The following is a 21,878-nucleotide window of genomic DNA, read 5'->3' on the forward strand; positions in this document are numbered from 1 at the left end:
ATTGCCCGCCGTCACGCCGGACAGGGCGACGGATTTCTTCGGTTTGAACGCGCCTGTGTTCGGCGTACTGTTATCTGCTTCGCTCATGACTTCGTCTCCAGATGCATGGGGGATATGTTGGACCGCATCCCAAAACGCAAAGAACGGGCCAGCCACGCGCACGCGCGCTAAGTGTCTGATTTAAAAAAGGACTGCTGTCCGCGCCCGCCTCGATCCGATTTCAGAAATGAAACGTGGATTTCAGATTGGAAATGGATGCGCGCATAATGGGTGGACTTTCCTAGCACCGCCGCGAGCCGCCCTGCCTTGAGCACACCTCTTTTCGAACCCGCCCAGCGCCCCCGCATCTGGGCGCTCAGCATCAGCCGCCTGCGCGATCTGTTTTTCGATATCGCCGGCGAATACGTGGAGCGCGCGGACCTGCGCATCGTCTCGCACGGTTTCGAAGACGCCGTGCGCGAAGTCGAGGCCGCGGGCGCGGGTCGTCCTGATGTCGTGATTGCCGGCGGCTCGAACGGCGCGTATCTGAAGACGCGCGTGTCGGTGCCGGTCGTGCTGATCGGCCCGACCGGTTTCGACGTGATGCACGCGCTCGCGCGCGCGCGCCGCGACGGCGCGAAGGTCGCGCTCGTCACGCACGGCGACACACCCGACGAAGTGCGGCGTTTCACGGCCGCTTTCGCACTCGACATCACGTTCGCTTCCTATCAATCGGCGCAGGATGCGGAAAGCCTCGTGCTCGATCTGCGCGATCGCGGCATCGAGGTGGTGGTCGGCCCCGGACTCGTCACGGATCTCGCCGCGAATGCCGGCATGGGCGCGGTGTTTCTCTACTCGCGCGCTTCCGTGCGCGCGGCCTTCGACACCGCGCTCGAAGTCGCGCAGGCCACGCGCCGCGAAACGGTTCGACGTCAGCGGCTCGACAATCTGTTGCAGCATCTGCGCGACGGCGTCGTCGCGCTCGACGCGCAAGGCCGCGTCGAAGCAATGAACCAGCGCCTCGCGAGCGTGCTCGGCCTCGACGCGGCACACGCCGTTGGCCGCGTGCTGCTCGAACTCGCGCCAGATCTCGCGGGCAGTCTGCCGGACGCGGACGGCGACGGGTTCTGCACGGTGCGCGGCGTGAGCTATGTCGTGCATCGCGGGCCGCTGGCGAGCAGCGGCTCGGCGGCGGGCACCGTGCTGACGTTTCAGGAATCGCGCGCGGTCGAACGGCTCGACCGGACGCTGCGTTCGCGCCAGCGCGTGCAGCAGTTCAGCGCGCGTTACCGGCTCGACGATATCGTCGGCGCGTCCGAATCGATGGAACGGGTGCGTACGCTCGTCAAGCGCTATGCGCGCTCGGATGCCACCGTATTGATTCTCGGCGAAAGCGGCACGGGTAAGGAGATGGTCGCGCAGAGCATGCATCAGTTGAGCGCGCGGCGCGACTTCGCGTTCGTCGCGATCAATTGCGGCGCGTTTCCCGAGGCGCTGCTGGAAAGCGAGTTGTTCGGCTACGAAGAAGGCGCATTTACCGGCGCGCGCAAGGGCGGCAAGGCCGGGCTGATCGAAGTGGCGCACCGCGGCACGCTGTTTCTGGATGAAATCGGCGAGATGCCGCTGTCGCTGCAAAGCCGGCTGTTGCGCGTGCTCCAGGAACGCGAGGTCGTGCGGCTCGGCTCGACGGAGCCGACGCGGGTCGATATTCGCGTGGTCGCGGCGACGCATCGCGGCTTGACCGAGGGCATCGAAGCGGGCAGCTTTCGGGCCGACCTGTACTACCGCCTCAACATTCTCAGCATCGCATTGCCGCCGCTGCGCGAGCGGCCGACCGACCTGCTGCCGCTCGCCGCCCAACTGCTGCTGCAAGCCGTGGCGCGTGAACCGAGGCTCGCGGCGCGTGTGCCGGACGCGGCTGCCGCCGAACGCGTGCTCGCCCCACTCGACGAGCCGCTCAAGCGTTACGCGTGGCCCGGCAACGTGCGCGAACTGCAGAACGTGATTGAACGGATCGCCGTGGAACTCGCCGACGCGGCCCCTGAAGACACCAACGCAGACGCCACCGAATCCGCTTTCACCCGCGACATGTTGCGCACGCTCGCGCCGGAAATCGCCGAGCCTCACGCGCGCGCGAGGAAAGCCGCGCTATCGCTACGCGAACGCAGCCGTCACGTGGAAGCCGACGAAATCCGCGCCGCGCTCGCCGCGCACGAAGGCGATCGCGACGCCGTCTGCGAGGCGCTCGGCATCAGCAAGACGACGTTATGGCGGAAGCTGAACGCGGCGCAGTAGGCGTGGCGCCGGCGTTGCCCGCGCCGCCATGCCGCGCCGGCCGCACGGCGCTGATCGCCGCAGTGCCGGCGCTCGTGATCGCGTTGCTGCCGGCAGCGGCGCGCGCGATGAACATGCTGGGCGTCATGCCGCAGCATCGCTTGAAATGGCGGCCGAAATGGCTTTGGTCGAAGAAGCCGACTTCCGTCGCGACGACCGATCCCGGCACGCCTTCGAGCAACAGCGTCTGCGCGCGTTGAATCCGCAGGCCGCACAGATAGCGGTATGGAGACGATCCATATTGCTGCCGGAACACCGTGGCGAAGCGCGACACGCTGAGCGCGGAGAGCGCGGCGAGTTGGGCGAGCGTCACCGGTTCGTCGAAATGGGCTTCGATGAACGCGCGGGCCGCGTTGAGGCTGATGGACTGTTTCATGACGTCACGATAGTCGAGCGGGCCGCCGGTTGTTTCGCGAAACGCCGAATGGAAAACGGGTCGAGAGGAATCGCCGTGCTGCCCGTATCGACCAGTTCCGCGAGCGTCTCGCCGACGCCCGGACCGATCTGAAAGCCCGAGCCGCTGAAGCCGAACGCGTAGTAAAGGCCGTCGACCTGGCCGCTCCGACCGATCACCGGCTCGCTGTCGGGCAGATAGCTTTCCACGCCGCTCCAGACACGAATCACATGCAGCGGCGCCAACGCGGGCACGAGCCGGCGCATTTGCGCCAGTTGCCGCACGGTGTTGATGGGCAACACGGAGGCGCGGCGCGTCACGGCGTCGGCGGGACCAGCAGGACCGCCGCCGACGATGATGTTGCCGCGCGGAATCTGGCGGAAGTAGATGCTCTCTTCCTTGATCGACGTGAACACGCCCATCGACGATTTGAATACGTACGGCACCGGCTCGGTCACGCACATTTGCGGCCCCCGCGCGGTCAGCGGCACGGATTCGCCGAACTGTTCGGTCAGGCGGCTCGCCCACGCGCCGGCGCAGATCACCAGCTGCGCTGCCCAGTAGACGTCGCCACGCGCGCTTTCCACGCGAAACCGGCCACCATCCTTTTCCACGCGAACGATCTCCGTGTCCTCGATCACCTGTGCGCCGAGCCGCGCAGCCGCGCGACCGAACGCGGGCGCGGCGAGGCGCGGATTGGCATGGCCGTCGAGCGGCGAGATCGAGGCCGCCAGCACTTCGCGGCCGAGAAACGGAAAGCGCCTGAACATGGCGTCGCCATGCAGCACTTCGAGTTCGAGTCCGTAGGCGCGCGCGTCGATCGCATACTGATCGAAATTCTCGACATCCTTCTGGTGGTAGCACACGCGCGTGTGGCCCGAAGGCAGAAACTCGATGTCTTCGCCGAGCAGTTCCGCCGAGCGTTGCCACGTGCGCAGCGCGCGGTTGGCCATGGCCAGTTGCGGCAGCGCGCGGCCCTGCCGGCGAATGCCGCCGAAGTTCACGCCGCTTGCCTGCTGGCCGGTGAGTCCGCGTTCGAGCAGAATCACCGAGCGATTGCGCTGACGCAGGAAGAACGCCGTCGTCGTCCCCATGATGCCGCCGCCGATCACGATCACATCGGCTTCGTTGCGAGTCGTCGCGCTCATTGGCTCACCTCGCTGCTCGTTTCGTCGATCGCCTCTTCGGTCAGCGCCACGGGCAGCGGTTTGACCGGCGCCTGGCCGCGCAGCCGTCCCACTGACGACAGCGGCACGCACGCCGCCGCCGCGATGATCTCCGCGCCGGCGTGGCCACAATAACGCCCCTGGCAACGGCCCATGCCGACGCGCGAAAACGCCTTCGCGCGATTGGCTTCCTTCGCGCCGCTCGCGCGGACCACGCGGCGCAATTCGCCCGCGGTAATCGCTTCGCATCGGCAGACGATCGTCTCGTCCGGCAGCGACGCGGCGAACTTCGCCGGCCACGGGAAAGCTTCGCGCAAGCCCGCGGCAAACCGCGTGAAGCGCGCGAGTTCGGCGCGCAAGCGCTCCACGCCGTTGACCGGCATGCCGTGATCCTGCATCGCCGCGAGCGCCGCGAGACGGCCCGAGCGTTCCGCCGCGTCGGCACCGCGCACTCTCGCGCCGTCGCCCGCCAGGTAGACGCCCTTGATGCTGCTGCGGCCGTCGGCATCGATTTGCGGCAGCCACTGCTGGGCGTTGTCGTCGAACACGAAGCGGCAACCCGCGAGGTCCGCGAGTTGCGTCTCGGGCCGCAGGTGGTAGCCGAGCGCAACCGCATCGCATGCCAGTTCGAGGCGCTTGCCATTGGGTAGCGCGACCTCGACCGCGCTCACGCCGTCGCGCGGCGTGCCTTTGATTTCGAGCGGTTGCACGCCGCGATGAACCGGCACGCGCGCGTCGGCGAGCACGCGCGTCAACGCAATACCTTTTCTGAGCGCGGCGGGAATCGCCAGCAGACGCGGCAACGCGGCCACGCGCTGCATGAACGTCGAAGTGTCGAGCACCGCCGCCACCTGCGCGCCCGCCTTCACGTACTGCGCGGCCACGAGATACAGCAGCGGCCCGCTGCCCATCATCACGATGCGCGAGCCGATCGCGCAGCCCTGCGACTTCAGCGCGACCTGCGCGCCGCCGAGACTATAAGTGCCGGCGTGATGCCAGCCCTTGACGGGCATCAGCCGGTCCGTCGCGCCGCTGCAGACGATCAGCGCATCGAATACGAGCGTGCGGTAACGCGTGCCGCTCACCAGATGCACGGTGTTCGGCGAGATATTCCAGACCAGCGTTTCCGGCAGATAGTCGATCCTGCTTTTCAGCGCGTCGAAGCTCTGATGCAGCGACGCGGCACGCGCGGCCTCGGTGCCATAGAGCGTGTCATAGCTGCGCGAAAAGCCTTCCGGCTGACGCCGATAAATCTGTCCGCCGTCGCGCCGCGATTCGTCGATAACGACAGGCCGCAGCCCCGCTTCGACCAGCGCCTGCGCCGCGCGCACACCCGCCGGCCCGGCCCCGATGATCACTACACGCGGGGCCATACACCCTCCCCGGCATCCGCCAGTTTCGTGACGATCGACATGCCGGGCGTGGCCGGCGTGCTGCAAGCCCGCACGCGCTCGCCTTGCGCGGTCCACACCCAGCAGTCCTGGCAGGCGCCCATCAGGCAGAAGCCCGCGCGCCGGCCGTCGCCGAATTCGGAATCGCGCAACGTGCGCGTGCCGGTGAGCAATGCGACCATCAGCGTGTCGCCTTCGGCGGCTTCGCGCACCACGCCGTCCACGGTAATCGGAAAGGTCTTGCGGCCGGCTTCCGCGACGCGCACAAATCGTCCGCTCATGCCGGGGTCGCCTCCACGGACTGCAAACGGTTCAGTTCGGCGGCCGGATGGTGGCACAGAATCTCCGCGCCCGAGGGCAGCCGCTTCACCGAGGGCGGCGTCACGTTGCACTTGCCGTCGATACGCACCGGACAGCGCGCGCGAAACGAACACAGCTCGGCAATATCGGCGCTTTCGCCCATTGCCGGCAAAGCGGTGGCGACGATCTCGCGGCGCGCGTCGAGCCAGCCGGGTTTGAGCGCCGGCACCGAATCCACCAGCAAGCCCGTGTACGGGTGATACGGCGGCGCGGCGAGCACATCTCGCTGCCCCGCTTCCACGCGATGCCCGGCATACAGCACGATCACTTCGTCGCAGATGGCGCGGACCGTTGAAATATCGTGGCTGATGAACATGTACGACACGCCCAGTTCGCGTCGCAATTCGCCGAGCAGATCGAGGATCGCCGCGCCGACCACCGTGTCGAGCGCGGAAGTCACTTCGTCGCACAGAATCAACGCGGGATTGGCGGCGAGCGCGCGCGCCAGATTCACACGCTGCTTCTGGCCGCCCGAGAGCCCCGCCGGCGTGCGCGTGGCGATGGAGGCCGGCAGCTTCACCAGATCGAGCAGTTCCAGCATGCGCTTCTTCGCCGCCGAGCCACGCAGATGGTTATAGAACGCGAGCGGCCGGGCGAGGATGTCAGCGATCGAGTGGCTCGGGTTCAACGCCGTGTCGGCGTTCTGAAACACGATCTGGATCTGCCGGTATTGCTCCGGCGTGCGGCGCGAGAGCTGCGCCGGCAGCGACTCGCCGTTGAACAGCACCTCGCCGCGCGCCCGGTCGACCAGACCCGCCACCACGCGCGCGAGCGTCGTCTTGCCGGAGCCGGATTCGCCGATCACGCCGAGCGTGCTGCCGCGCGGAATCGACAGACTGACGTCGTCGAGCACGCGCACGGCGGGCGCGCCATACCGGTCGATGCGGCCATAACCCGCGGACAGTCCGCGAATCTCCAGCAGCGGCGGCACGTGCTTGCCCAGGGTCGGCGGCAATTCCAGCACCGCTTCCGGACGGCGCGTGGCGGCCAGCAACTGGCGCGTGTACGCATCCACGGGGGCGTCGAGCACTTGCGCGACCGCGCCGTTTTCCTTCACCGCGCCGCCGTTCAGGACGACGATGCGGTCCGCCATTTGCGCGACCACTGCCAGATCGTGCGATACGTAGACGGCCGTGGTGCCGAGTTCGCGAACCACTTTCTTGAAGGCCGCGAGCACTTCGATCTGCGTGGTGACGTCGAGCGCGGTGGTCGGCTCGTCGAACACGACGACGGCCGGGTCGGTGATCAACGCCATCGCCGCCATCAAACGTTGCAACTGCCCGCCGGACACCTGGTGCGGATAGCGCTCGCCGATCGTTTCCGGCGCGGGCAACGCGAGCGAGCGGAACAGGCCAATCGCTTTGGCGCACGCCGCCTCTTTGGTCATGAGGTGATGCAGCAGCGCCGGTTCGGTGACCTGATCCATGATCGTGCGCGCCGGATTGAAGCCGGCCGCCGCGCTTTGCGCGACATACGCGACGGTGCGCGCGCGCAACGCTCGGCGGCCTTTCGCGTCGAGCGACAACACGTCGACCTCGCCGATGCGCACCGACCCGCCGCTGATCGCACAGCCGGCTCGCGCATAGCCGAGCAGCGACAGCGCGATGGTGGTCTTGCCCGAGCCGGACTCGCCGATCAGCGCGAGCACTTCGCCCTTCTTCACCGAGAAATCGACACCCTTGACGATCTCCATCACCGGCCCCGGCGCCGCACCCGCGACGACTCTCAGGCCCCTCACTTCGATCATGTCCCGCTCAGCCATCACGCACCTCCGTGGCTACGGCCGCGACGCCGCAGGTTGTCGATCAGCAGATTCATGCCGATGGTCAGCGTCGCAATCGCGACGGCCGGCATCAGCACGGCGGGCGCGCCTTCCGACAGGCCGCCGATGTTCTCGCGCACGAGCGAACCCCAATCGGCGTTCGGCGGCTGCACGCCAAGGCCGAGGAAAGAGAGCCCGCTCAGCAGCAGCACGATGAACACGAAGCGCAGGCCGAAGTCGGCGAGCATCGGGTGAATCATGTTGGGCAGCACTTCGACCCGCGCGATATAGAAGATGCCTTCGCCGCGCGCTCTCGCCACCTGCACGTATTCGAGGCCCATCAGGTTCACCGCGAGCGAGCGCGAAATCCGGAACGCGCCGGGAATATAGGCCAGCGCGGCGACTGTGGTCAGCATCGGGATCGACGAGCCGAACGCGGCGATCACGACGAGCGCGAGCACCTTGCTCGGAATCGAAATCAGCGCGTCGAACAGACGGCTCAGGATTTCATCGACCCAGCGGCCCGACACCGCCGCGAGCAGGCCGAAGAACGTGCCGATCACGCTCGCGAGCACCGCCGCGGCGAGCGCCAGGCCGACCGTGTAGCGCGCGCCGTAGAGAATCCGGCTGAGCATGTCGCGGCCGAGATAGTCGGTGCCGAGCGGATACGCCGCGCTATAGCGGCCGAAAATTTCCGTCGAGGTCAGCGCGCCGCCTTTGTACGGTGCGACGAGCGGCCCGATGAACGCGACCAGCAGCCAGAACGCTACCATCAGCAGACCGATCAGACCGAGTACCGAGAAGCGGTGGACGAGGCGTTTGAGCACGCCCTGTTTCAGCGCAACCGCTTCCACGGGCGCGGGCTCGACGACCAGTTCGTCGCGGCGCACGTCGTACAGTTCCGTGCCCGCGTGGGGAATGTGGTGGGGATTGGTAGGTTGGCTCATCATCGACGCAGCCTCGGGTTGGATACGATTTGACACAGGTCGGCGATCAGCACGAGCGCCAGATACGCCGCGCAGAACACCATGACGCAGCCCTGCACGAGCGGCATGTCGCGGTTGGTCACGGCATCCACCATCAGGCTCGCGAGGCCCGGATAGTTGAAGATCGATTCGACGATCACCACGCCGCCGAACAGATACGACAGACTCAGCGCCACGGCGTTGGCGATCGGGCCGATGGTGTTCGGCAGCACGTGCCGCCACACCACGCGCACCGGCGAGGCGCCCTTGAGCAAGGCCATTTCCACGTACGACGAATTGAGCTGATCGAGCACCGCGGCGCGCGTCATGCGCGCCATCTGCGCGACCAGCACGCAGCACAGCGTCATCACCGGCATTGCGTAGATGCGCAGCAGCGCGCCGAACGAATGCACTTCCGACAGATACGACAGCGCCGGCAGCCAGCGCAGTTTGACGGCGAAGATCAGCACGGCGATCGTCGCGATCAGGAATTCCGGCACCGCGACGGTCGACAGTGTGAGCACGTTGAGCGTGCGGTCGAGCAGCGAGCCGCGGAACATCGCCGACGAAATGCCGATCAGGAGCGCCACGGGCACCGCGACCACTGCCGTCAGGCCGGCCAGCGCGAGCGAGTTGGGCAGCCGCGTCGCGATCAGCTGGCTGACCGGCAGATTGTTCGACAGCGAGGTGCCGAAGTTGCCGCTGACCACATGCAGAAGCCACACGCAGTAGCGTTGCAGCGCGGGCTGGTCGAGGCCGAATTGATGCCGCAAGGCGGCAACGGCTTCGGGGGTCGCCGCCTGGCCGAGCGCCTGCTGGGCCGCGTCGCCGGGAAGCAGCCCGGTGACGGCGAACACGACTGCCGACACCAGCAGCAGCGTGAGTAGCGCGAGGCCGAGGCGCGCGGCGATGAGACGTTGCGCATGTGCTTTCATCGAGAGTCGCCTCTTCAGTTGAAGCCGCGCGCCGCTCGAAACGCGGCGCGCGTGTTGCAGGGTGTGACTTTCCAGTTCGTCAGACCGGAAACCCTTCGTAACCGCCCTTCAGATCCGGCTCAGGCCTCGAGCCAGACATTTTCCGCGAACATGAAACCCATCAGGCCGGCGAGCGGAATCGAGCCGAGACCCTTGAGCTTGTCCGTGTACGCGTCGAGCGAACTCTGGAACAGCGGAATGCCGACACCACCCGTTTCATGCACCAGCACCTGCATGTCGCCGTAGATCTTCTTGCGCTTGGCGTCGTCCGGTTCGCCGCGTGCCTGAAGCAGCAGTTGGTCGAACTTCGGGCTTTTCCAGTTCGCTTCGTTCCACGGCGCGTCCGACTTGAAGAACTGCGTGAAGATCACGTCGGCGCTCGGGCGCGCATTCACATTGCCGAAACCCAGCGGATGCTTCATCCAGTGGTTCGACCAGTAGCCGTCGGCCGGCACGCGCGACACTTGCAGATTCAGACCGGCTTGCGGCGCGACCTGCTGCAGGAACATCGCCATTTCAACCGAGCCTTCGGCCGCCGGCGAAGCAAAAATCTGGATCGGCGCGCTGCCGACCTTCGCCTTCTGGAAATGGAACTTCGCCTTGTCCGGATCGAAGGTGCGCTGCGGCAAGCCGGCCAGGTAGTACTTGTTGGTCGGATCGATCGGCTGGTCGTTGCCGATCGTGCCGTAACCCTGGAAGATCGCGCGGCGCATCTGCTCGCGGTCTTGCAAATACATCATGCCACGCCGGAAATCGTCGTTGCCGGTAATGCCGCCTTCGTCGCGCACAACCAGGTCGGTGTACAGGCCGGTTTTCGTCTCCAGCACGGAGAAACCACCCGCGCCCTTGATCTGGGTGGTCGAACGCGGGCTCACCGCGTTGATCAGTTGCACGTCGCCCGAGAGCAGCGCGTTTACGCGCGCCGATTCGTCGCCAATGCCGATCAGTTCGATCTCGTCCAGGTGCGGCATGCCCGGCTTCCAGTACTTCTCGTTTCTCACGCCGACCGTGCGCACGCCCGGCGAGAATTCCTTGACCTTGAACGGGCCGGTGCCGATCGCCGTCTTGAAGTCCTTGGTGCCGTCCTTGATGATCTGGAAATGCGAGGTGGCGAGGATCACCGGAAGATCGGCGTTCGGGCCTTCCAGCGTGATCGTCACTTCGTTCGGGCCGGTGGCCTTCACTTCCTTGATCTGATCGGCCAGCGTCTTCGCTTTCGAGGCGGTGGCCGGATCCTTGTGGCGCATGATCGAATACACCACGTCGGCCGGCGCGAGCGCTTTGCCGTCGTGGAACTGCACACCATTGCGCAGCTTGACGACCCACACGGTGGCGTCTTTCGTATCGAGCGAGGTCGCCAGCGACATCTTCGCGCCGAGATGCGCATCGAGTTCGGTCAGACAGTTGTAGAACATGAAGCCGCGGACGTAGTCGGTGCCGAGCGCACCCTTCGCGGGGTCGAGCGTGTCGGCCGCGGAAGCGGATTGCGTCGCCACACGGATCTTGCCGCCCTGCTTCGGCTTGGCCTGCGCGAGCGCCGCGCCGCTGGCGGTCAACAAGCCGGCGCCGGTGACCGACATCATGCCGGCGGCGGCCATTGCGCGCAGCACGCCGCGCCGCGACGCGCCTTTGGCAGTCAATCGCTCCAACTCGCTTCCGAGTCCAAGAGCGCCATGTTGCGAGTTTTCCTTATTCATCGAACTTCTCCGCGAGGTGAGCAACGAGGTTAAGCAGGCGTGGCTGCGTGGTTTTGACTGCCAATCGAACAACAAACGATCAATAAAAAATGTCTTTGATGCGGTAGTACGTCCCCACGAGCGGCAGGAACCAGGGCTTGCCGGTGTGGCCGGGAATCGCGGGCCATTCGGACTCGCGCCACGGATTCTGGTCTTCGTGGCCGTCCATCACATCGGCCATGACCTGGCCCATGTGCGTGGACATCTGCGTGCCGTGGCCGCTGTAGCCCATCGAAAAATAAATGCCGTCGTGCTGGCCGGCATGCGGCAAACGATCGGCGCTCATGTCCACCAGACCGCCCCAGCAATAGTCGATGCGCGCCTGCGCGAGCATCGGGAACATCGCGGCGAGGCCTTCTTGCAGGATGCGACCGCTCTTCGCATCGGACGGCCTCTCGGACGCCGTGAAACGCGCGCGGCCGCCGAACAGAAGTCGCGAATCCGGCGTCACGCGAAAGTAGTTGTGCATCAAACGCGTGGTGGTGTACGCACGCCGGTTCGGAAACACTTGCGCCAGCAACGCCGGCGCCACAGGCTCCGTCACCACGATGAACGAACCGACCGGCGCGAGACGCCTGCGGTACCAGCCGAACGGACCGTGCCGCGACGGGCCGGTGGCGATCAGCACCTGCTTCGCGCGCACTTCGCCGCGCGCCGAGGTGATACGAAAGCCGCCGCCGTCTTTCGCGATGGCGGTGACCGCCGCGTTCTCGTACAGCTTCGCGCCGCGGCGCACCGCCGCCTCGGCGAGACCCACCGTGAACTTGCCCATGTGCATCTGGCCGCCGTGCCGTTGCAGCAGTCCGCCGTAAAAGCTGTCGGATTGAATTTCGCTGCGAATACGGCTGCGGTCGATCAGTTCGATATCCGTATCCACTTCGCGGCGAATGGCTTCGGCCGTCTTTTCCAGATGCGCAAGATGATGCGGCTTGGACGCCAGCTTCAGCTTGCCGGTCGCGATGTAATTGCAGTCGATGTTTTCCTCGCGGATCAGACGCTCGACCGTGTCGACCGCGTCCGAAAACGCGCGGTAGCAGGCGCTCGCGCGCTCCACACCGAGTTGCGCGACCAGCGCGACGAAGTCCTGCGCGACTCCGGTATTGACCTGGCCGCCGTTGCGCCCGGACGCGCCGCCGCCAATGCGACCCGCGTCGAGCACGGTCACCGTGGCGCCGCGCTTGCCCAACGCCTGCGCCGCCGACAGTCCGGTGAAGCCGCCGCCGATCACGACCACATCGGTCTGGCCGTCGACCGGACCCTCGCACGCCGACAGCAGTGGCGGCGCGGTGTCGAGCCAATAGGAATCGAGCTTCATCCGTGAGGTCCTTGAGATGGGCAATGAGCGAGGCGGTGGGCAGTGTCTGGCGGGCGCAAATGCAACCGGCGCTTACAGGCCGAGTTCCGAAGCCAGATGCGGAATGTCGTTGACCTCGTAGTACTGGTAGTACGGCGTCGACGGTTCGTGGCCGCGGTTGACGAAGACCTTGTGCTTGATGCCCAGGTCGTGCGCGGTCATCAGGTCGTAGCGCAGGCTCGACGACACGTGCAGCACGTCTTCCGGATTGCAGTTGAGCTGGTCGAACATGTATTCGAAACCTTGCATGCGCGGCTTGTACGACTGCGCCTGCTCGGCCGTGAAGACCTTGTAGAACGGCGCGCCGAGCTTGTCGACGTTGCTCTGGATCTGGTTGTTCGAAGCGTTCGAGAGAATCACCAGCTTGTACTTCTTCGCCAGACGGGCGACGCCTTCCGGCACGTCCGGATGCGGACCCCAGGTCGGCACGGCGTCATAGATGCTTTGCGCGCCCGCTTCGTTGAATTCGACGTTCATGCGCTTGCACGCGCGGCGCAGCGCGTTGACCACCACGTCGCGATAGGGTTTCCATGCGCCGAGCACTTCGTCGCGACGGTAGCCCGAGTAAAACGCGACGAGCTTTTCCAGGTCTTCGCCGTTCAGCAAATGACCGTACTGCTCGCGCGTCATGTCGGCCATGTGGAATTTGGTCAGCGTGCCGTAGCAGTCGAAGGTGATGTATTTCGGTTCGAATTCGATCATGGTGCAGTCCTATCGTGATGGTGAACTCGTGGTCGGAGTTCATTGGCGAAAACAGCAACTATCTTGCAGGGGATCTGAGCAAGTGCTTCGCACCCGCTCAGATCGACAAAAGCTAATTCCTGTAAAAGATTTAATCAGCGCAAAAACATAGATGTTCCTGATTAGGGCGCTGCCGGTGACACAAACCATGCGTTTTCGGGCCGCTGACAGCACAGAATGCGGCGATCAGGCTAAACCCTTGCCCCTACTGGGTTTGCGACCGGTGCGCGAAGCGGCCGGCGGGTGCTCAAAGGCGTCTTCAGGCCCGCAGGTCGATCAGTACGCTTTTGAAACGCAGGTTCGCCTCGTAGGCTTGGCGGCCCAGGTCCTTGCCGATGCCGGAGCGCTTGTAGCCGCCCGTGGGAATCATGAAGTCCGAGGTGCGGCCATAGCGGTTCACCCACACCGTGCCTGCTTCGAGCCCGCGCACGAAACGCAGCGCCCGGCCGAGGTCGGCGGTATGCACGCCGGCCGCGAGGCCGTACTCGGGATGCTGCGCGAGCGCGAGCGCTTCTTCTTCGGTATCGAAGGTTTGCAGCGTCAGCACCGGCCCGAAGACTTCTTCGCGCACCGCTTCGGAGTGCGCCGTGACGTCCGTGAGCAAGGTCGGGGCGTAGAACGCGCCATCAGCGCCGCCGTCGGCTCTCACGCCGCCGTAGCGCAGCGTCGCACCGGCTTCCAGCGTGCGTCCGACAATGCCTTCTATGCGCGCCGCCTGCGGCGCCGAAATGATCGGCGAGAGCGTCGTGCCCGCGGCCCATGTCGCGCCGGGCTTCAACTCGGCGAAGATCTTGCCGATGCGTTCGGCAAGCGGCTCAGCGAGGCTGCGCTCGACCAGCAGGCGCGAGCCCGCCACGCACACTTGCCCCGCGTTGCCCGTGATCGCGCCGGCAATACGGCGCGCCACATCGTCCAGACGCGGCGCGTCGGCGAATACGATTTGCGGGCTTTTGCCACCCAGTTCGAGCGTGACCGGCTTGGTGCCGCTGGTAGCGCACGCGGCCATGATCGACGCGCCGGTCCGCGTGGAACCCGTGAAAGTGACCTTGCTGATCTTCGGATGGCGCACCAGTTCGTCGCCGGTCACCCGGCCATCGCCCTGGATCACGTTGAAAATGCCGGCCGGCACGCCCGCCTGCACCGCCAGTTCGGCGAGCCGCAAGACCGAGAACGGCGTCATCTCCGAGGGCTTGAGCACCACCGCATTGCCGGCCGCCAGCGCCGGGGCGATCTTCCACGACGCCATGACCAGCGGGAAATTCCATGGCGCGATCGCGCCGATCACGCCGTAGGGTTCGGCGATCGTCATGCCGAGATGATCGTGATCGGTGGCCGCCACGTCGCCACCCAACTTGTCGGCGAACTCGGCGTAAAAGCGGATGCCCTCGGCGGTGAACGGCACGTCCCAGCCGATCGCCTGCGCAATCGGGCGCGTCGAGCCGAGCGCTTCCAGACGGCCGAGCGTCGGCGCGTCGGCTTCGACCAGCTCGGCGAAACGGCGCAGGATCTTCGCGCGTTCGCGCGGCGCCATGCGCGCCCAGCCACTGTGTTTGAAAGCCTGCCATGCGTTCTCGACGGCGCGGTCCACCATCGCGGCGTCGGCGAGCGGCACCGAGGCATACACCACGCCGTCCGATGGACGCGCCACCTCGATGCGATGCTCGCCCGCCTCGACATATTCACCGCCGATGTAGTGTCCGCTGCGAATCGCGACGTCGTCTGGATTGAAGCTGTCCATGAGAGAGGTGTCCTGTGTGACTGGCTGGTGGTCTCGCGCGGCGCGGTCCCTAGACCGTTGCCGCCATGACAAAATCGTAGAGCCGGCGGCGTGGCATATGTCGCCGACAAAAATCGCCGCGCAGCAGAACTCACCTGTAATGCGTGCCCGGACCTGGCGTTTTGCATCGAATTGCGCTGCGGTCCTTTCCGGGGGCCGCGATAAAAAGATCGTCCTAGTCACACCGCGCACCGGATGACACAGTGACGGCGTAAGCCTTCAGTCAATCAGGGAGCTCGGCGTGTCCGATTCGATTACCTATAGACGCTTCACCCTCGAGGACATCGCCGCTGCGCACGCGTTGACCGTCGAAGTCAAATGGCCGCATCGCGCGGACGACTGGCGATTCGTGGCGCAACTGGGCGTGGGCTTCGTCGCGGAAGACCCGAGCGGTGTGATCGGCACCGCCCTGTGCTGGAAATACGGAGCCGAGCATGGTTCGCTCGGCATGGTGATCGTGTCGCCGGCGCACCAGGGGCGCGGCATCGGCAGAAAGCTGATGGATCTGGTGCTGGAAGAACTGGGCGGGCGCGTCACCTTCCTGCACGCCACCCCCGCGGGCCAGCCACTGTATGAAAAGCTCGGCTTTCGCGCGACCGGCACGCTCGATCAGCATCAGGGCGCGGCGTTCCAGCCGCCGCTCGTGTCCTTGCCGCCTGGCGAACGGTTGCGTCCGCTCGGTTCGAGCGATACCGCGCGGCTGGTCGAACTGGCGTCGCGGGCCAGCGGCCTGGACCGCGGCGAAGTGTTGCCCGCACTGCTGGGCGCCGCCGACGGCATCGCGCTCGACCGCGACGGCGAACTGATCGGCTTCGCACTGTTTCGCCGCTTCGGGCGCGGCTTTGCGATCGGTCCGGTGGTCGCGCCCGCCTCGGAGGAATCGAGCCGTGCGAAGGCGCTCATCAGCCACTGGCTGGCGCTGAACGAAGGCGTGTTCGTGCGTATCGACACGCCGGGCGAAAGCGGTCTGACCGAATGGCTGGAACAGCTGGGGCTGCCGCGCGTGGACACGGTCGTCAAAATGATCCGCCCCGCCACGCCGGGCCAGGCCGCGAGCGGCGGACAGGATGCGCATTACCTGCAATACGGCATCATCAACCAGGCAATCTGCTGACCATCATGGCCTTCCTCTATAAAGCCGACCCGGCGCGCGGCGCCCAGTGGGCGAAACTCTTCGCGCAGAAAGCGCCGGACTTGCCGTTTCATATCTGGCCCGAACTCGGCGATCCGGCCGCGATCCGCTATCTCGCCGCCTGGCAGCCACCTGAAGACCCGACGCGCACCTTCCCTAACCTGGAAGTCGTGTTCTCGGTCGGCGCGGGTATCGATCAGTTCGATCTGTCCGGCGTGCCGGAGCATGTGCCCGTGGTGCGCATGATCGAACCGGGCATCGTGGAAGGCATGGTCGAATATGTCACACAGGCTGTGCTGACCATTCATCGCGATCTGTTCGACTACAACCTTCAGCAACAGCAGCAGGTCTGGCGCGAGCTGCCGCTCAAGCCCGCCAGTCAGCGCCGCGTCGGTGTGCTCGGGCTTGGCGTGCTCGGCACGGCCGTGCTGGAACGGCTGCGTCTGTTCGGTTTCGACTGTGCGGGATGGAGCCGTTCGGCTCGCGAGATCGAGGGCGTCCACTGTTATGCCGGTGAAGGCGCACTGGATGCGTTTCTCGCTCGCACCGACATCCTCATCTGCCTGCTGCCGCTCACGCCCGCCACGCGCGGGCTGCTCAATGCGGAATTGTTCGCGAAGCTGCCGCGCGGCGCCTCGCTGATTCAAACGGGGCGTGGTCCGCATCTGAATCAGCAGGATTTGCTCGCGGCGCTCGAAAGCGGTCAGTTGCACAACGCCATTCTCGACGTCACCGATCCCGAGCCGCTGCCCGCCAGTCATGTGTTGTGGACGCATCCACGCGTGCGTATCACGCCGCATATCGCGAGTGCGACGCGGCCCGACACCGCCGTCGACGTAGTGCTGGAGAACCTGCGCCGCCATCGCGCGGGCTTGCCTATGGTTGGCCAGATCGACCGCGCGCAAGGCTATTGAGGGCAGAACCGGACGAAACGCCCGCGCGACACGGCTTTTCAGCGTTCACAGCATAAAATGCTGAGGTCACGCATCAAAACGCGTCGTGCGCGCTTTTCAGGCAATTGTTTAGGTGAGCAGGCGATCGCCGCTGATCAGTAGTATGGGACGGTCAACAGCCCCTTCCCGCGACGAGAAACCATCATGCCGATTCAATCGCTCATCGAAGCCGACCGCAAGCATCTGATTCACCCGGTCATCAACTACCGCGCGCACGAAGCACGCGGCGTCACCGTCCTCGAGTCCGCCAGCGGCGCGTTTCTGCGCGACGCGGCCGGCAACGAACTGCTCGACGCGTTTTCCGGACTCTGGTGCGTGAACGTCGGCTACGGCCAGCAAAGCATTGTCGACGCCGCTACCGCGCAGATGCAAAAACTGCCCTACGCAACCGGCTATTTCCATTTCGGCTCGGAGCCGGCCATCGAACTCGCGCAAAAGCTGGTCGAGGTGTCGCCCGCTTCGCTGCAGCACGTCTACTTCACGCTCGGCGGTTCGGACGCGGTGGATTCGGCACTGCGCTTCATCACGCATTACTTCAACGCCACGGGGCGCGCGTCGAAGAAACACATCATCGCGCTGCAACGCGGCTACCACGGCTCGTCGACGACCGGCGCCGGCCTCACCGCCCTGCCCGCGTTCCACCGCAACTTCGATCTGCCGCTGCCGAACCAGCATCATCTGCCGTCGCCGTACGCGTACCGCAGCGATTTTGCCGACGACGCCGCGCTGATCGCCGCCTCGGTCGCCGCGCTCGAAGCGAAGGTGGCCGAACTCGGCGCCGACAACGTCGCCGCATTCTTCTGCGAGCCGATTCAGGGCTCGGGCGGCGTGATCGTGCCGCCGGTCGGCTGGCTCACGGCCATGCGTGAAAGCTGCCGTAAGCTGGGCATCCTGTTCGTCGCCGATGAAGTCATCACCGGCTTCGGCCGCACCGGTCCGCTGTTCGCCTGCCAGGGCGAAAACGTCGAGCCGGATCTGATGACGGTGGCCAAAGGCCTGACCGCGGGCTATGCGCCGATGGGCGCCGTGCTGATGTCGGACGAAATCTATCAGGGCATCGCCAACGGCGACGCCGAGGCGGTGGTCGGCCATGGCCATACGTATTCGGCGCATCCGGTGAGCGCGGCGATCGGCCTGGAAGTGCTGCGCCTCTATCACGAAGGCGGGCTGTTAGCGAACGGCGTGGCGCGCGCACCGCGTTTCGCGCGCGGCCTCGACGCGCTGCTTGCGCATCCGCTGGTGGGCGATTCGCGCCACCGTGGCCTGCTCGGCGCGCTCGAACTCGTCGCCGACAAGGACAGCAAGGCGGGCTTCGACCCGGCGCTCAAACTGTCTGAACGGATCGCTGCCGCCGCGTATGAAAACCGCCTGATTTTCCGGGCCTTCGGCGACAACATTCTCGGCTTCGCACCGGCGCTCTCGTACACCGAGGCCGAGTTTGATCTGATGTTCGAACGACTTGAAAAGACCCTCGACGACGTTCTCGCACAAGCCGATGTGCGCGCCGCGTTCAAGGTCAAAACCCATGCCAACGCATGCTAGAGTAGAGGGCCATCCCAGCCCCACACCGATCGCCGGAGCGATAACGTTACGATGAGCAGCGACTGCAAGCTAGACCGGATTGACCTGCGCATACTTTCCCAGTTGCAGAAGAAAGGCCGCATAACCAACGTCGAGCTTGCCGACGCGGTCGGCCTTTCGCCCAGTCCTTGCCTGATCCGGGTCAAGCGTCTGGAGAAAGCCGGCTACATCATCGGCTACGGTGCGCAGATCCAGCTCGAAAAGCTCGGCGACGTGCAGATCGTGTTTACCGAAGTCACGCTCGCCGATCACCGGCGGGAAGACTTCATCAAGTTCGTGAATGCGATCCGCGACGTCGACGAGATCGTCGAGTGTCATCTTGCCAGCGGCGGCTACGACTACCTGCTGAAGTTCGTCACGCGCAGCGTGAGCCATTACCAGAGCATCGTGGAAGGGCTGCTGGAACGCGACATCGGGATCGAGAAGTACTTCAGCTACGTGATCATCAAGTCGCCGTTCGTGAAGAGCCACTACCCGCTCGAAACGCTGTTCTCGCAGAATCATCACTAGGCCGTCTCTGGAACCTTGCATGATTGGGATATGCGGCCCTGCGAAGCTGAGTCGAGGACTGCTGAACCGACGTCAGCGCGAATCCGCGCCATTCAGACAGGGGGCGCGATGATTCGACGCCTACTATTCGCAGCTATCGCCATGACGTTTGGTGCAGGCACCTCCGCCGCACAGACGAAGTCCCCTTCGGTCGGCGATTTCGTGGGCAAGTGGGTCGTCACCGACGTGGTGGACTATTCGGATATATCTGGCGGTATCCCCGAGGCAAAGCGGATTCTCGGCAAGACCATGACGATTACGCCGAAGTCGATTGCGTTCGACAAGGAAAGCTGCGTACCGCGTCCAGGCTTTACAGTTATCGACGTGGATACAGAGACAAAGTTGAACAGGCAATTCGGACTCACCGTCAACGAAACCGGCTTACCCGCGCGAACGACGTTGCTCCATAGCGAAAACTGCTTCGCAGTCTTCGGAATGAGCGACTACAAAATCGTGTTCGGATGGGACGGGATCATCGTGCGCGCAATACGCGAAAAGTAAGCGTAAAGATCCGATCGATTAGCAACGCGCGTCAGGTCACCCCATCTCCCCCCCGGCCGCCCCGTCGGCCGGCGGACTCCACTGCGCGAATTCCTCACTCAGAAAGTCGACGCAGACCCGCACCTTCGCCGACTGCGCGAGCCGTGCCGGATACACCGCCCACAGATTCGCCGGTTGCGTGACCTCGGGCAGCACCTGCTGCAACTGACCGCTTTCGAGCAGCGGCCGCACGTCCCACATGGAACGCAGCACGATGCCGCGCCCGGCCAGTGCCCACTCCACCGCCACTTCGCCGTGATTGGTCGACAATGGTCCCGTGACCTTGATCGAGACCGTCTCGCCACGCAACGTCAAACGCCAGAGCCCGAACGGATGGTCGCGCTCCTTGATCGCCAGACACGCATGCGAGGACAGCTCGGCAAGCTGGCGCGGCGCGCCATGCCGCGCAAGGTAGCCGGGCGACGCACATAGCACGCGATGATTCGACGCGAGCCGCCGCGCGATCAGATGCGGCGCGATCTCGTCGCCAATGCGCACATCCAGATCGAAGCCTTCGCCGCCCACATCGACGAGACGGTCGAACAGATCGAGCCGCACGCTCAATTGCGGATAGCGCTCGGAAAAGCGCGCGAGCGCGGGCGCGACGAAACGGCGGCCAAAGCCGAAGCTGCTGGAAATGCGCAGCTTGCCGCCGGGTATGCGGCGCGTGGTGGAGACGTCTTCCACCAATTGATCGACGTCGTCGAGAATCTTTTCGGCCCACGTGTAGACGCGCTCGCCCGCCTCGGTGATCGCCACCCGGCGCGTGGAACGGTGCAATAAACGCGTACCGAGCGTAGTCTCGAGCACGTTGATGCGTTTGCTGACGTACGCCGCGGACACCGACAGGGCCTCCGCCGCCGCGCTGAAACTGGACTTGCGCGCCACTTCGCAAAACACGCGCAAGTCGCCGAGATCGGGAGATGGGACGGCGCTCATAGGTCGATGGGTGGCAACGGAGTTTGTACACGAATCGTGCACAGTGGCTTAACTAAAGCGACTATTTTAGTCTCAAACAGCAGGAATAAAATAGCCGTTACCGAATCGTCCAGCTGCCCCAAACAGTCCCAAGCAGCCCCAAACAGTCCCAAGCGGAGGAGCACAACATGTCGAAGAAATATCGGATCGCAGTCATTCCCGGCGACGGCATCGGCGTCGAAGTCATGCCGGAAGCCATTCGCGTGCTGGAGGCGGTGAAAACGCGCTTCGGCATCGAGCTGGAGTATCAGCACATTGAATGGGCGAGCTGCGAGTACTACGCGAAGCACGGCAAGATGATGCCGGACGACTGGAAAGCGCAACTGCAATCGGCGGACGCGATTCTGTTCGGCGCGGTCGGCTGGCCCGACACGGTGCCCGACCATATTTCCTTGTGGGGCTCGCTCTTGAAGTTCCGCCGCGAATTCGACCAGTACATCAACCTGCGCCCCGCGCGCCTCTTTGCCGGCGTGCCTTCGCCGCTCGCGGGCCGCAAGGCGGGCGACATCGATTTCTGGATCGTGCGCGAGAACACCGAGGGCGAATATTCGTCGGTGGGCGGCGTGATGTTCGAAGGCACGGAGCGCGAATTCGTGCTGCAAGAGTCCGTTTTCACGCGGCACGGCAGCGAACGCGTGCTGAAGTTCGCGTTCGATCTCGCGCAACGTCGCAAGCGCAAGAAGATCACGGTGGCCACCAAAAGCAACGGCATCGCGATCAGCATGCCGTGGTGGGACAAAGTCGCGGCCGGCATTGCCGCGCAGTATCCGGACGTGACGTGGGACAAGCAGCATATCGACATTCTCTGCGCGCGCTTCGTGCTAAACCCGGATCGCTTCGACGTGGTGGTCGCCACCAATCTGTTCGGCGACATTCTGTCCGATCTCGGCCCCGCCTGCACCGGCACGATCGGTCTCGCGCCGTCGGGCAATCTGAATCCGGACCGCAAGTTTCCGTCGCTGTTCGAACCGGTGCACGGCTCGGCGCCGGACATCGCGGGCAAGAACATCGCCAATCCGATCGCGATGATCTGGTCGGCCGCGATGATGCTCGACTTCCTCGGCAACCACGCCGGCAAGGAGCGCGAGGCGCACGACGCGATTCTCGCCGCAATCGAGGCGACGCTGGTTGAAGGTCCGCATACCGGCGACCTCGGCGGCAAGGCGAACACCACCGAGGTCGGCCGGGCGATCGCGGCAAAGCTCGCCTGAG

19 protein-coding genes are annotated in these 21,878 nt (G+C 65.1%); 7 read left to right on the forward strand and 12 right to left on the reverse strand.

Features of this window, described 5'->3' with window-relative positions:
• The first annotated feature begins 306 nt into the window (after positions 1-306).
• Positions 307-2,274 carry a propionate catabolism operon regulatory protein PrpR gene (gene prpR / locus P0D70_RS13105; protein ID WP_408184797.1) on the forward strand — a complete coding sequence of 656 codons (1,968 nt, stop codon included), beginning with the start codon at positions 307-309 and terminating at the stop codon, positions 2,272-2,274.
• On the opposite strand, the gene P0D70_RS13110 is transcribed toward prpR, so the two are convergent.
• From P0D70_RS13110 to P0D70_RS13160, 11 genes are all read right to left on the reverse strand, one after another.
• Positions 2,231-2,689: a helix-turn-helix domain-containing protein gene (locus P0D70_RS13110; protein ID WP_408184798.1), complete on the reverse strand. Its 459-nt coding sequence runs from the start codon at positions 2,687-2,689 to the stop codon at positions 2,231-2,233. The genes prpR and P0D70_RS13110 overlap by 44 nt on opposite strands.
• Entirely contained in the window at positions 2,686-3,855 is a 1,170-nt protein-coding gene (locus P0D70_RS13115) for an NAD(P)/FAD-dependent oxidoreductase (protein WP_408184799.1), read from the reverse strand. Before P0D70_RS13115 ends, P0D70_RS13110 begins: the two co-directional genes overlap by 4 nt.
• Positions 3,852-5,246 (reverse strand): FAD/NAD(P)-dependent oxidoreductase, encoded by a 1,395-nt coding sequence (locus tag P0D70_RS13120; RefSeq protein ID WP_408184800.1) that lies wholly within the window; start codon positions 5,244-5,246, stop codon positions 3,852-3,854. Before P0D70_RS13120 ends, P0D70_RS13115 begins: the two co-directional genes overlap by 4 nt.
• Entirely contained in the window at positions 5,231-5,545 is a 315-nt protein-coding gene (locus P0D70_RS13125) for a (2Fe-2S)-binding protein (RefSeq protein WP_091803062.1), read from the reverse strand. The genes P0D70_RS13120 and P0D70_RS13125 overlap by 16 nt, the downstream gene beginning before the upstream one ends.
• Positions 5,542-7,386: an ABC transporter ATP-binding protein gene (locus P0D70_RS13130; RefSeq protein WP_408184801.1), complete on the reverse strand. Its 1,845-nt coding sequence runs from the start codon at positions 7,384-7,386 to the stop codon at positions 5,542-5,544. Before P0D70_RS13130 ends, P0D70_RS13125 begins: the two co-directional genes overlap by 4 nt.
• Positions 7,386-8,336, reverse strand: a complete 951-nt coding sequence (locus P0D70_RS13135; protein ID WP_091803068.1) for an ABC transporter permease — start codon at positions 8,334-8,336, stop codon at positions 7,386-7,388. Before P0D70_RS13135 ends, P0D70_RS13130 begins: the two co-directional genes overlap by 1 nt.
• Complete coding sequence (locus tag P0D70_RS13140; protein WP_091803071.1) at positions 8,333-9,286, reverse strand: ABC transporter permease; 954 nt, start codon at positions 9,284-9,286, stop codon at positions 8,333-8,335. The genes P0D70_RS13135 and P0D70_RS13140 overlap by 4 nt, the downstream gene beginning before the upstream one ends.
• A 119-nt stretch (positions 9,287-9,405) precedes the next feature.
• Complete coding sequence (locus tag P0D70_RS13145; protein WP_091803074.1) at positions 9,406-11,022, reverse strand: ABC transporter substrate-binding protein; 1,617 nt, start codon at positions 11,020-11,022, stop codon at positions 9,406-9,408.
• A 79-nt stretch (positions 11,023-11,101) separates the two neighbouring features.
• Positions 11,102-12,376, reverse strand: coding sequence for an NAD(P)/FAD-dependent oxidoreductase (locus tag P0D70_RS13150; RefSeq protein ID WP_408184802.1), 1,275 nt, complete (start codon positions 12,374-12,376; stop codon positions 11,102-11,104).
• A gap of 72 nt (positions 12,377-12,448) precedes the next feature.
• Positions 12,449-13,117, reverse strand: coding sequence for a haloacid dehalogenase type II (locus P0D70_RS13155; protein ID WP_091803081.1), 669 nt, complete (start codon positions 13,115-13,117; stop codon positions 12,449-12,451).
• Between the two features lie 298 nt (positions 13,118-13,415).
• A complete protein-coding gene (locus P0D70_RS13160) occupies positions 13,416-14,894 on the reverse strand; it encodes an aldehyde dehydrogenase family protein (RefSeq protein ID WP_408184803.1) in 1,479 nt (492 codons plus the stop codon).
• A 280-nt stretch (positions 14,895-15,174) separates the two neighbouring features.
• On the opposite strand from P0D70_RS13160, the gene P0D70_RS13165 reads away from it, so the two are divergent.
• The 5 genes from P0D70_RS13165 (at position 15,175) to P0D70_RS13185 (ending at position 19,649) form a co-directional block, all read left to right on the forward strand.
• Entirely contained in the window at positions 15,175-16,047 is an 873-nt protein-coding gene (locus tag P0D70_RS13165; RefSeq protein WP_408184804.1) for a GNAT family N-acetyltransferase, read from the forward strand.
• A gap of 5 nt (positions 16,048-16,052) precedes the next feature.
• Positions 16,053-16,979 (forward strand): 2-hydroxyacid dehydrogenase, encoded by a 927-nt coding sequence (locus tag P0D70_RS13170; protein WP_408184805.1) that lies wholly within the window; start codon positions 16,053-16,055, stop codon positions 16,977-16,979.
• Between the two features lie 183 nt (positions 16,980-17,162).
• On the forward strand, positions 17,163-18,560 hold the full coding sequence (locus P0D70_RS13175; protein ID WP_408184806.1) for an aspartate aminotransferase family protein: 1,398 nt from the start codon (positions 17,163-17,165) through the stop codon (positions 18,558-18,560).
• Between the two features lie 51 nt (positions 18,561-18,611).
• On the forward strand, positions 18,612-19,109 hold the full coding sequence (locus tag P0D70_RS13180) for an Lrp/AsnC family transcriptional regulator (RefSeq protein WP_011491802.1): 498 nt from the start codon (positions 18,612-18,614) through the stop codon (positions 19,107-19,109).
• 141 nt (positions 19,110-19,250) lie between these two features.
• Positions 19,251-19,649, forward strand: a complete 399-nt coding sequence (locus P0D70_RS13185) for a hypothetical protein (RefSeq protein WP_408184807.1) — start codon at positions 19,251-19,253, stop codon at positions 19,647-19,649.
• Between the two features lie 36 nt (positions 19,650-19,685).
• Here the strand turns inward: P0D70_RS13185 and P0D70_RS13190 are convergent, their stop codons facing one another.
• Positions 19,686-20,627, reverse strand: a complete 942-nt coding sequence (locus P0D70_RS13190; RefSeq protein WP_408184808.1) for a LysR substrate-binding domain-containing protein — start codon at positions 20,625-20,627, stop codon at positions 19,686-19,688.
• A gap of 167 nt (positions 20,628-20,794) precedes the next feature.
• Between P0D70_RS13190 and P0D70_RS13195 the strand changes: the two genes are divergently transcribed.
• A complete protein-coding gene (locus tag P0D70_RS13195) occupies positions 20,795-21,877 on the forward strand; it encodes a tartrate dehydrogenase (protein ID WP_408184809.1) in 1,083 nt (360 codons plus the stop codon).
• Position 21,878 lies beyond the last annotated feature (1 nt).

This window comes from Paraburkholderia sp. RL17-381-BIF-C, from assembly GCF_046026435.1.
GTDB lineage: Bacteria > Pseudomonadota > Gammaproteobacteria > Burkholderiales > Burkholderiaceae > Paraburkholderia.

What these genes read in the sequence shown, in the direction of transcription:
- P0D70_RS13110 (WP_408184798.1), bottom strand. Translation starts at nt 2,689, where the DNA reads ATGAAACAGTCCATCAGCCTCAACGCGGCCCGCGCGTTCATCGAAGCC.
- P0D70_RS13115 (WP_408184799.1), bottom strand. Translation starts at nt 3,855, where the DNA reads ATGAGCGCGACGACTCGCAACGAAGCCGATGTGATCGTGATCGGCGGC.
- P0D70_RS13120 (WP_408184800.1), bottom strand. Translation starts at nt 5,246, where the DNA reads ATGGCCCCGCGTGTAGTGATCATCGGGGCCGGGCCGGCGGGTGTGCGC.
- P0D70_RS13125 (WP_091803062.1), bottom strand. Translation starts at nt 5,545, where the DNA reads ATGAGCGGACGATTTGTGCGCGTCGCGGAAGCCGGCCGCAAGACCTTT.
- P0D70_RS13130 (WP_408184801.1), bottom strand. Translation starts at nt 7,386, where the DNA reads ATGGCTGAGCGGGACATGATCGAAGTGAGGGGCCTGAGAGTCGTCGCG.
- P0D70_RS13135 (WP_091803068.1), bottom strand. Translation starts at nt 8,336, where the DNA reads ATGATGAGCCAACCTACCAATCCCCACCACATTCCCCACGCGGGCACG.
- P0D70_RS13140 (WP_091803071.1), bottom strand. Translation starts at nt 9,286, where the DNA reads ATGAAAGCACATGCGCAACGTCTCATCGCCGCGCGCCTCGGCCTCGCG.
- P0D70_RS13145 (WP_091803074.1), bottom strand. Translation starts at nt 11,022, where the DNA reads ATGAATAAGGAAAACTCGCAACATGGCGCTCTTGGACTCGGAAGCGAG.
- P0D70_RS13150 (WP_408184802.1), bottom strand. Translation starts at nt 12,376, where the DNA reads ATGAAGCTCGATTCCTATTGGCTCGACACCGCGCCGCCACTGCTGTCG.
- P0D70_RS13155 (WP_091803081.1), bottom strand. Translation starts at nt 13,117, where the DNA reads ATGATCGAATTCGAACCGAAATACATCACCTTCGACTGCTACGGCACG.
- P0D70_RS13160 (WP_408184803.1), bottom strand. Translation starts at nt 14,894, where the DNA reads ATGGACAGCTTCAATCCAGACGACGTCGCGATTCGCAGCGGACACTAC.
- P0D70_RS13170 (WP_408184805.1), top strand. Translation starts at nt 16,053, where the DNA reads ATGGCCTTCCTCTATAAAGCCGACCCGGCGCGCGGCGCCCAGTGGGCG.
- P0D70_RS13175 (WP_408184806.1), top strand. Translation starts at nt 17,163, where the DNA reads ATGCCGATTCAATCGCTCATCGAAGCCGACCGCAAGCATCTGATTCAC.
- P0D70_RS13180 (WP_011491802.1), top strand. Translation starts at nt 18,612, where the DNA reads ATGAGCAGCGACTGCAAGCTAGACCGGATTGACCTGCGCATACTTTCC.
- P0D70_RS13185 (WP_408184807.1), top strand. Translation starts at nt 19,251, where the DNA reads ATGACGTTTGGTGCAGGCACCTCCGCCGCACAGACGAAGTCCCCTTCG.
- P0D70_RS13190 (WP_408184808.1), bottom strand. Translation starts at nt 20,627, where the DNA reads ATGAGCGCCGTCCCATCTCCCGATCTCGGCGACTTGCGCGTGTTTTGC.
- P0D70_RS13195 (WP_408184809.1), top strand. Translation starts at nt 20,795, where the DNA reads ATGTCGAAGAAATATCGGATCGCAGTCATTCCCGGCGACGGCATCGGC.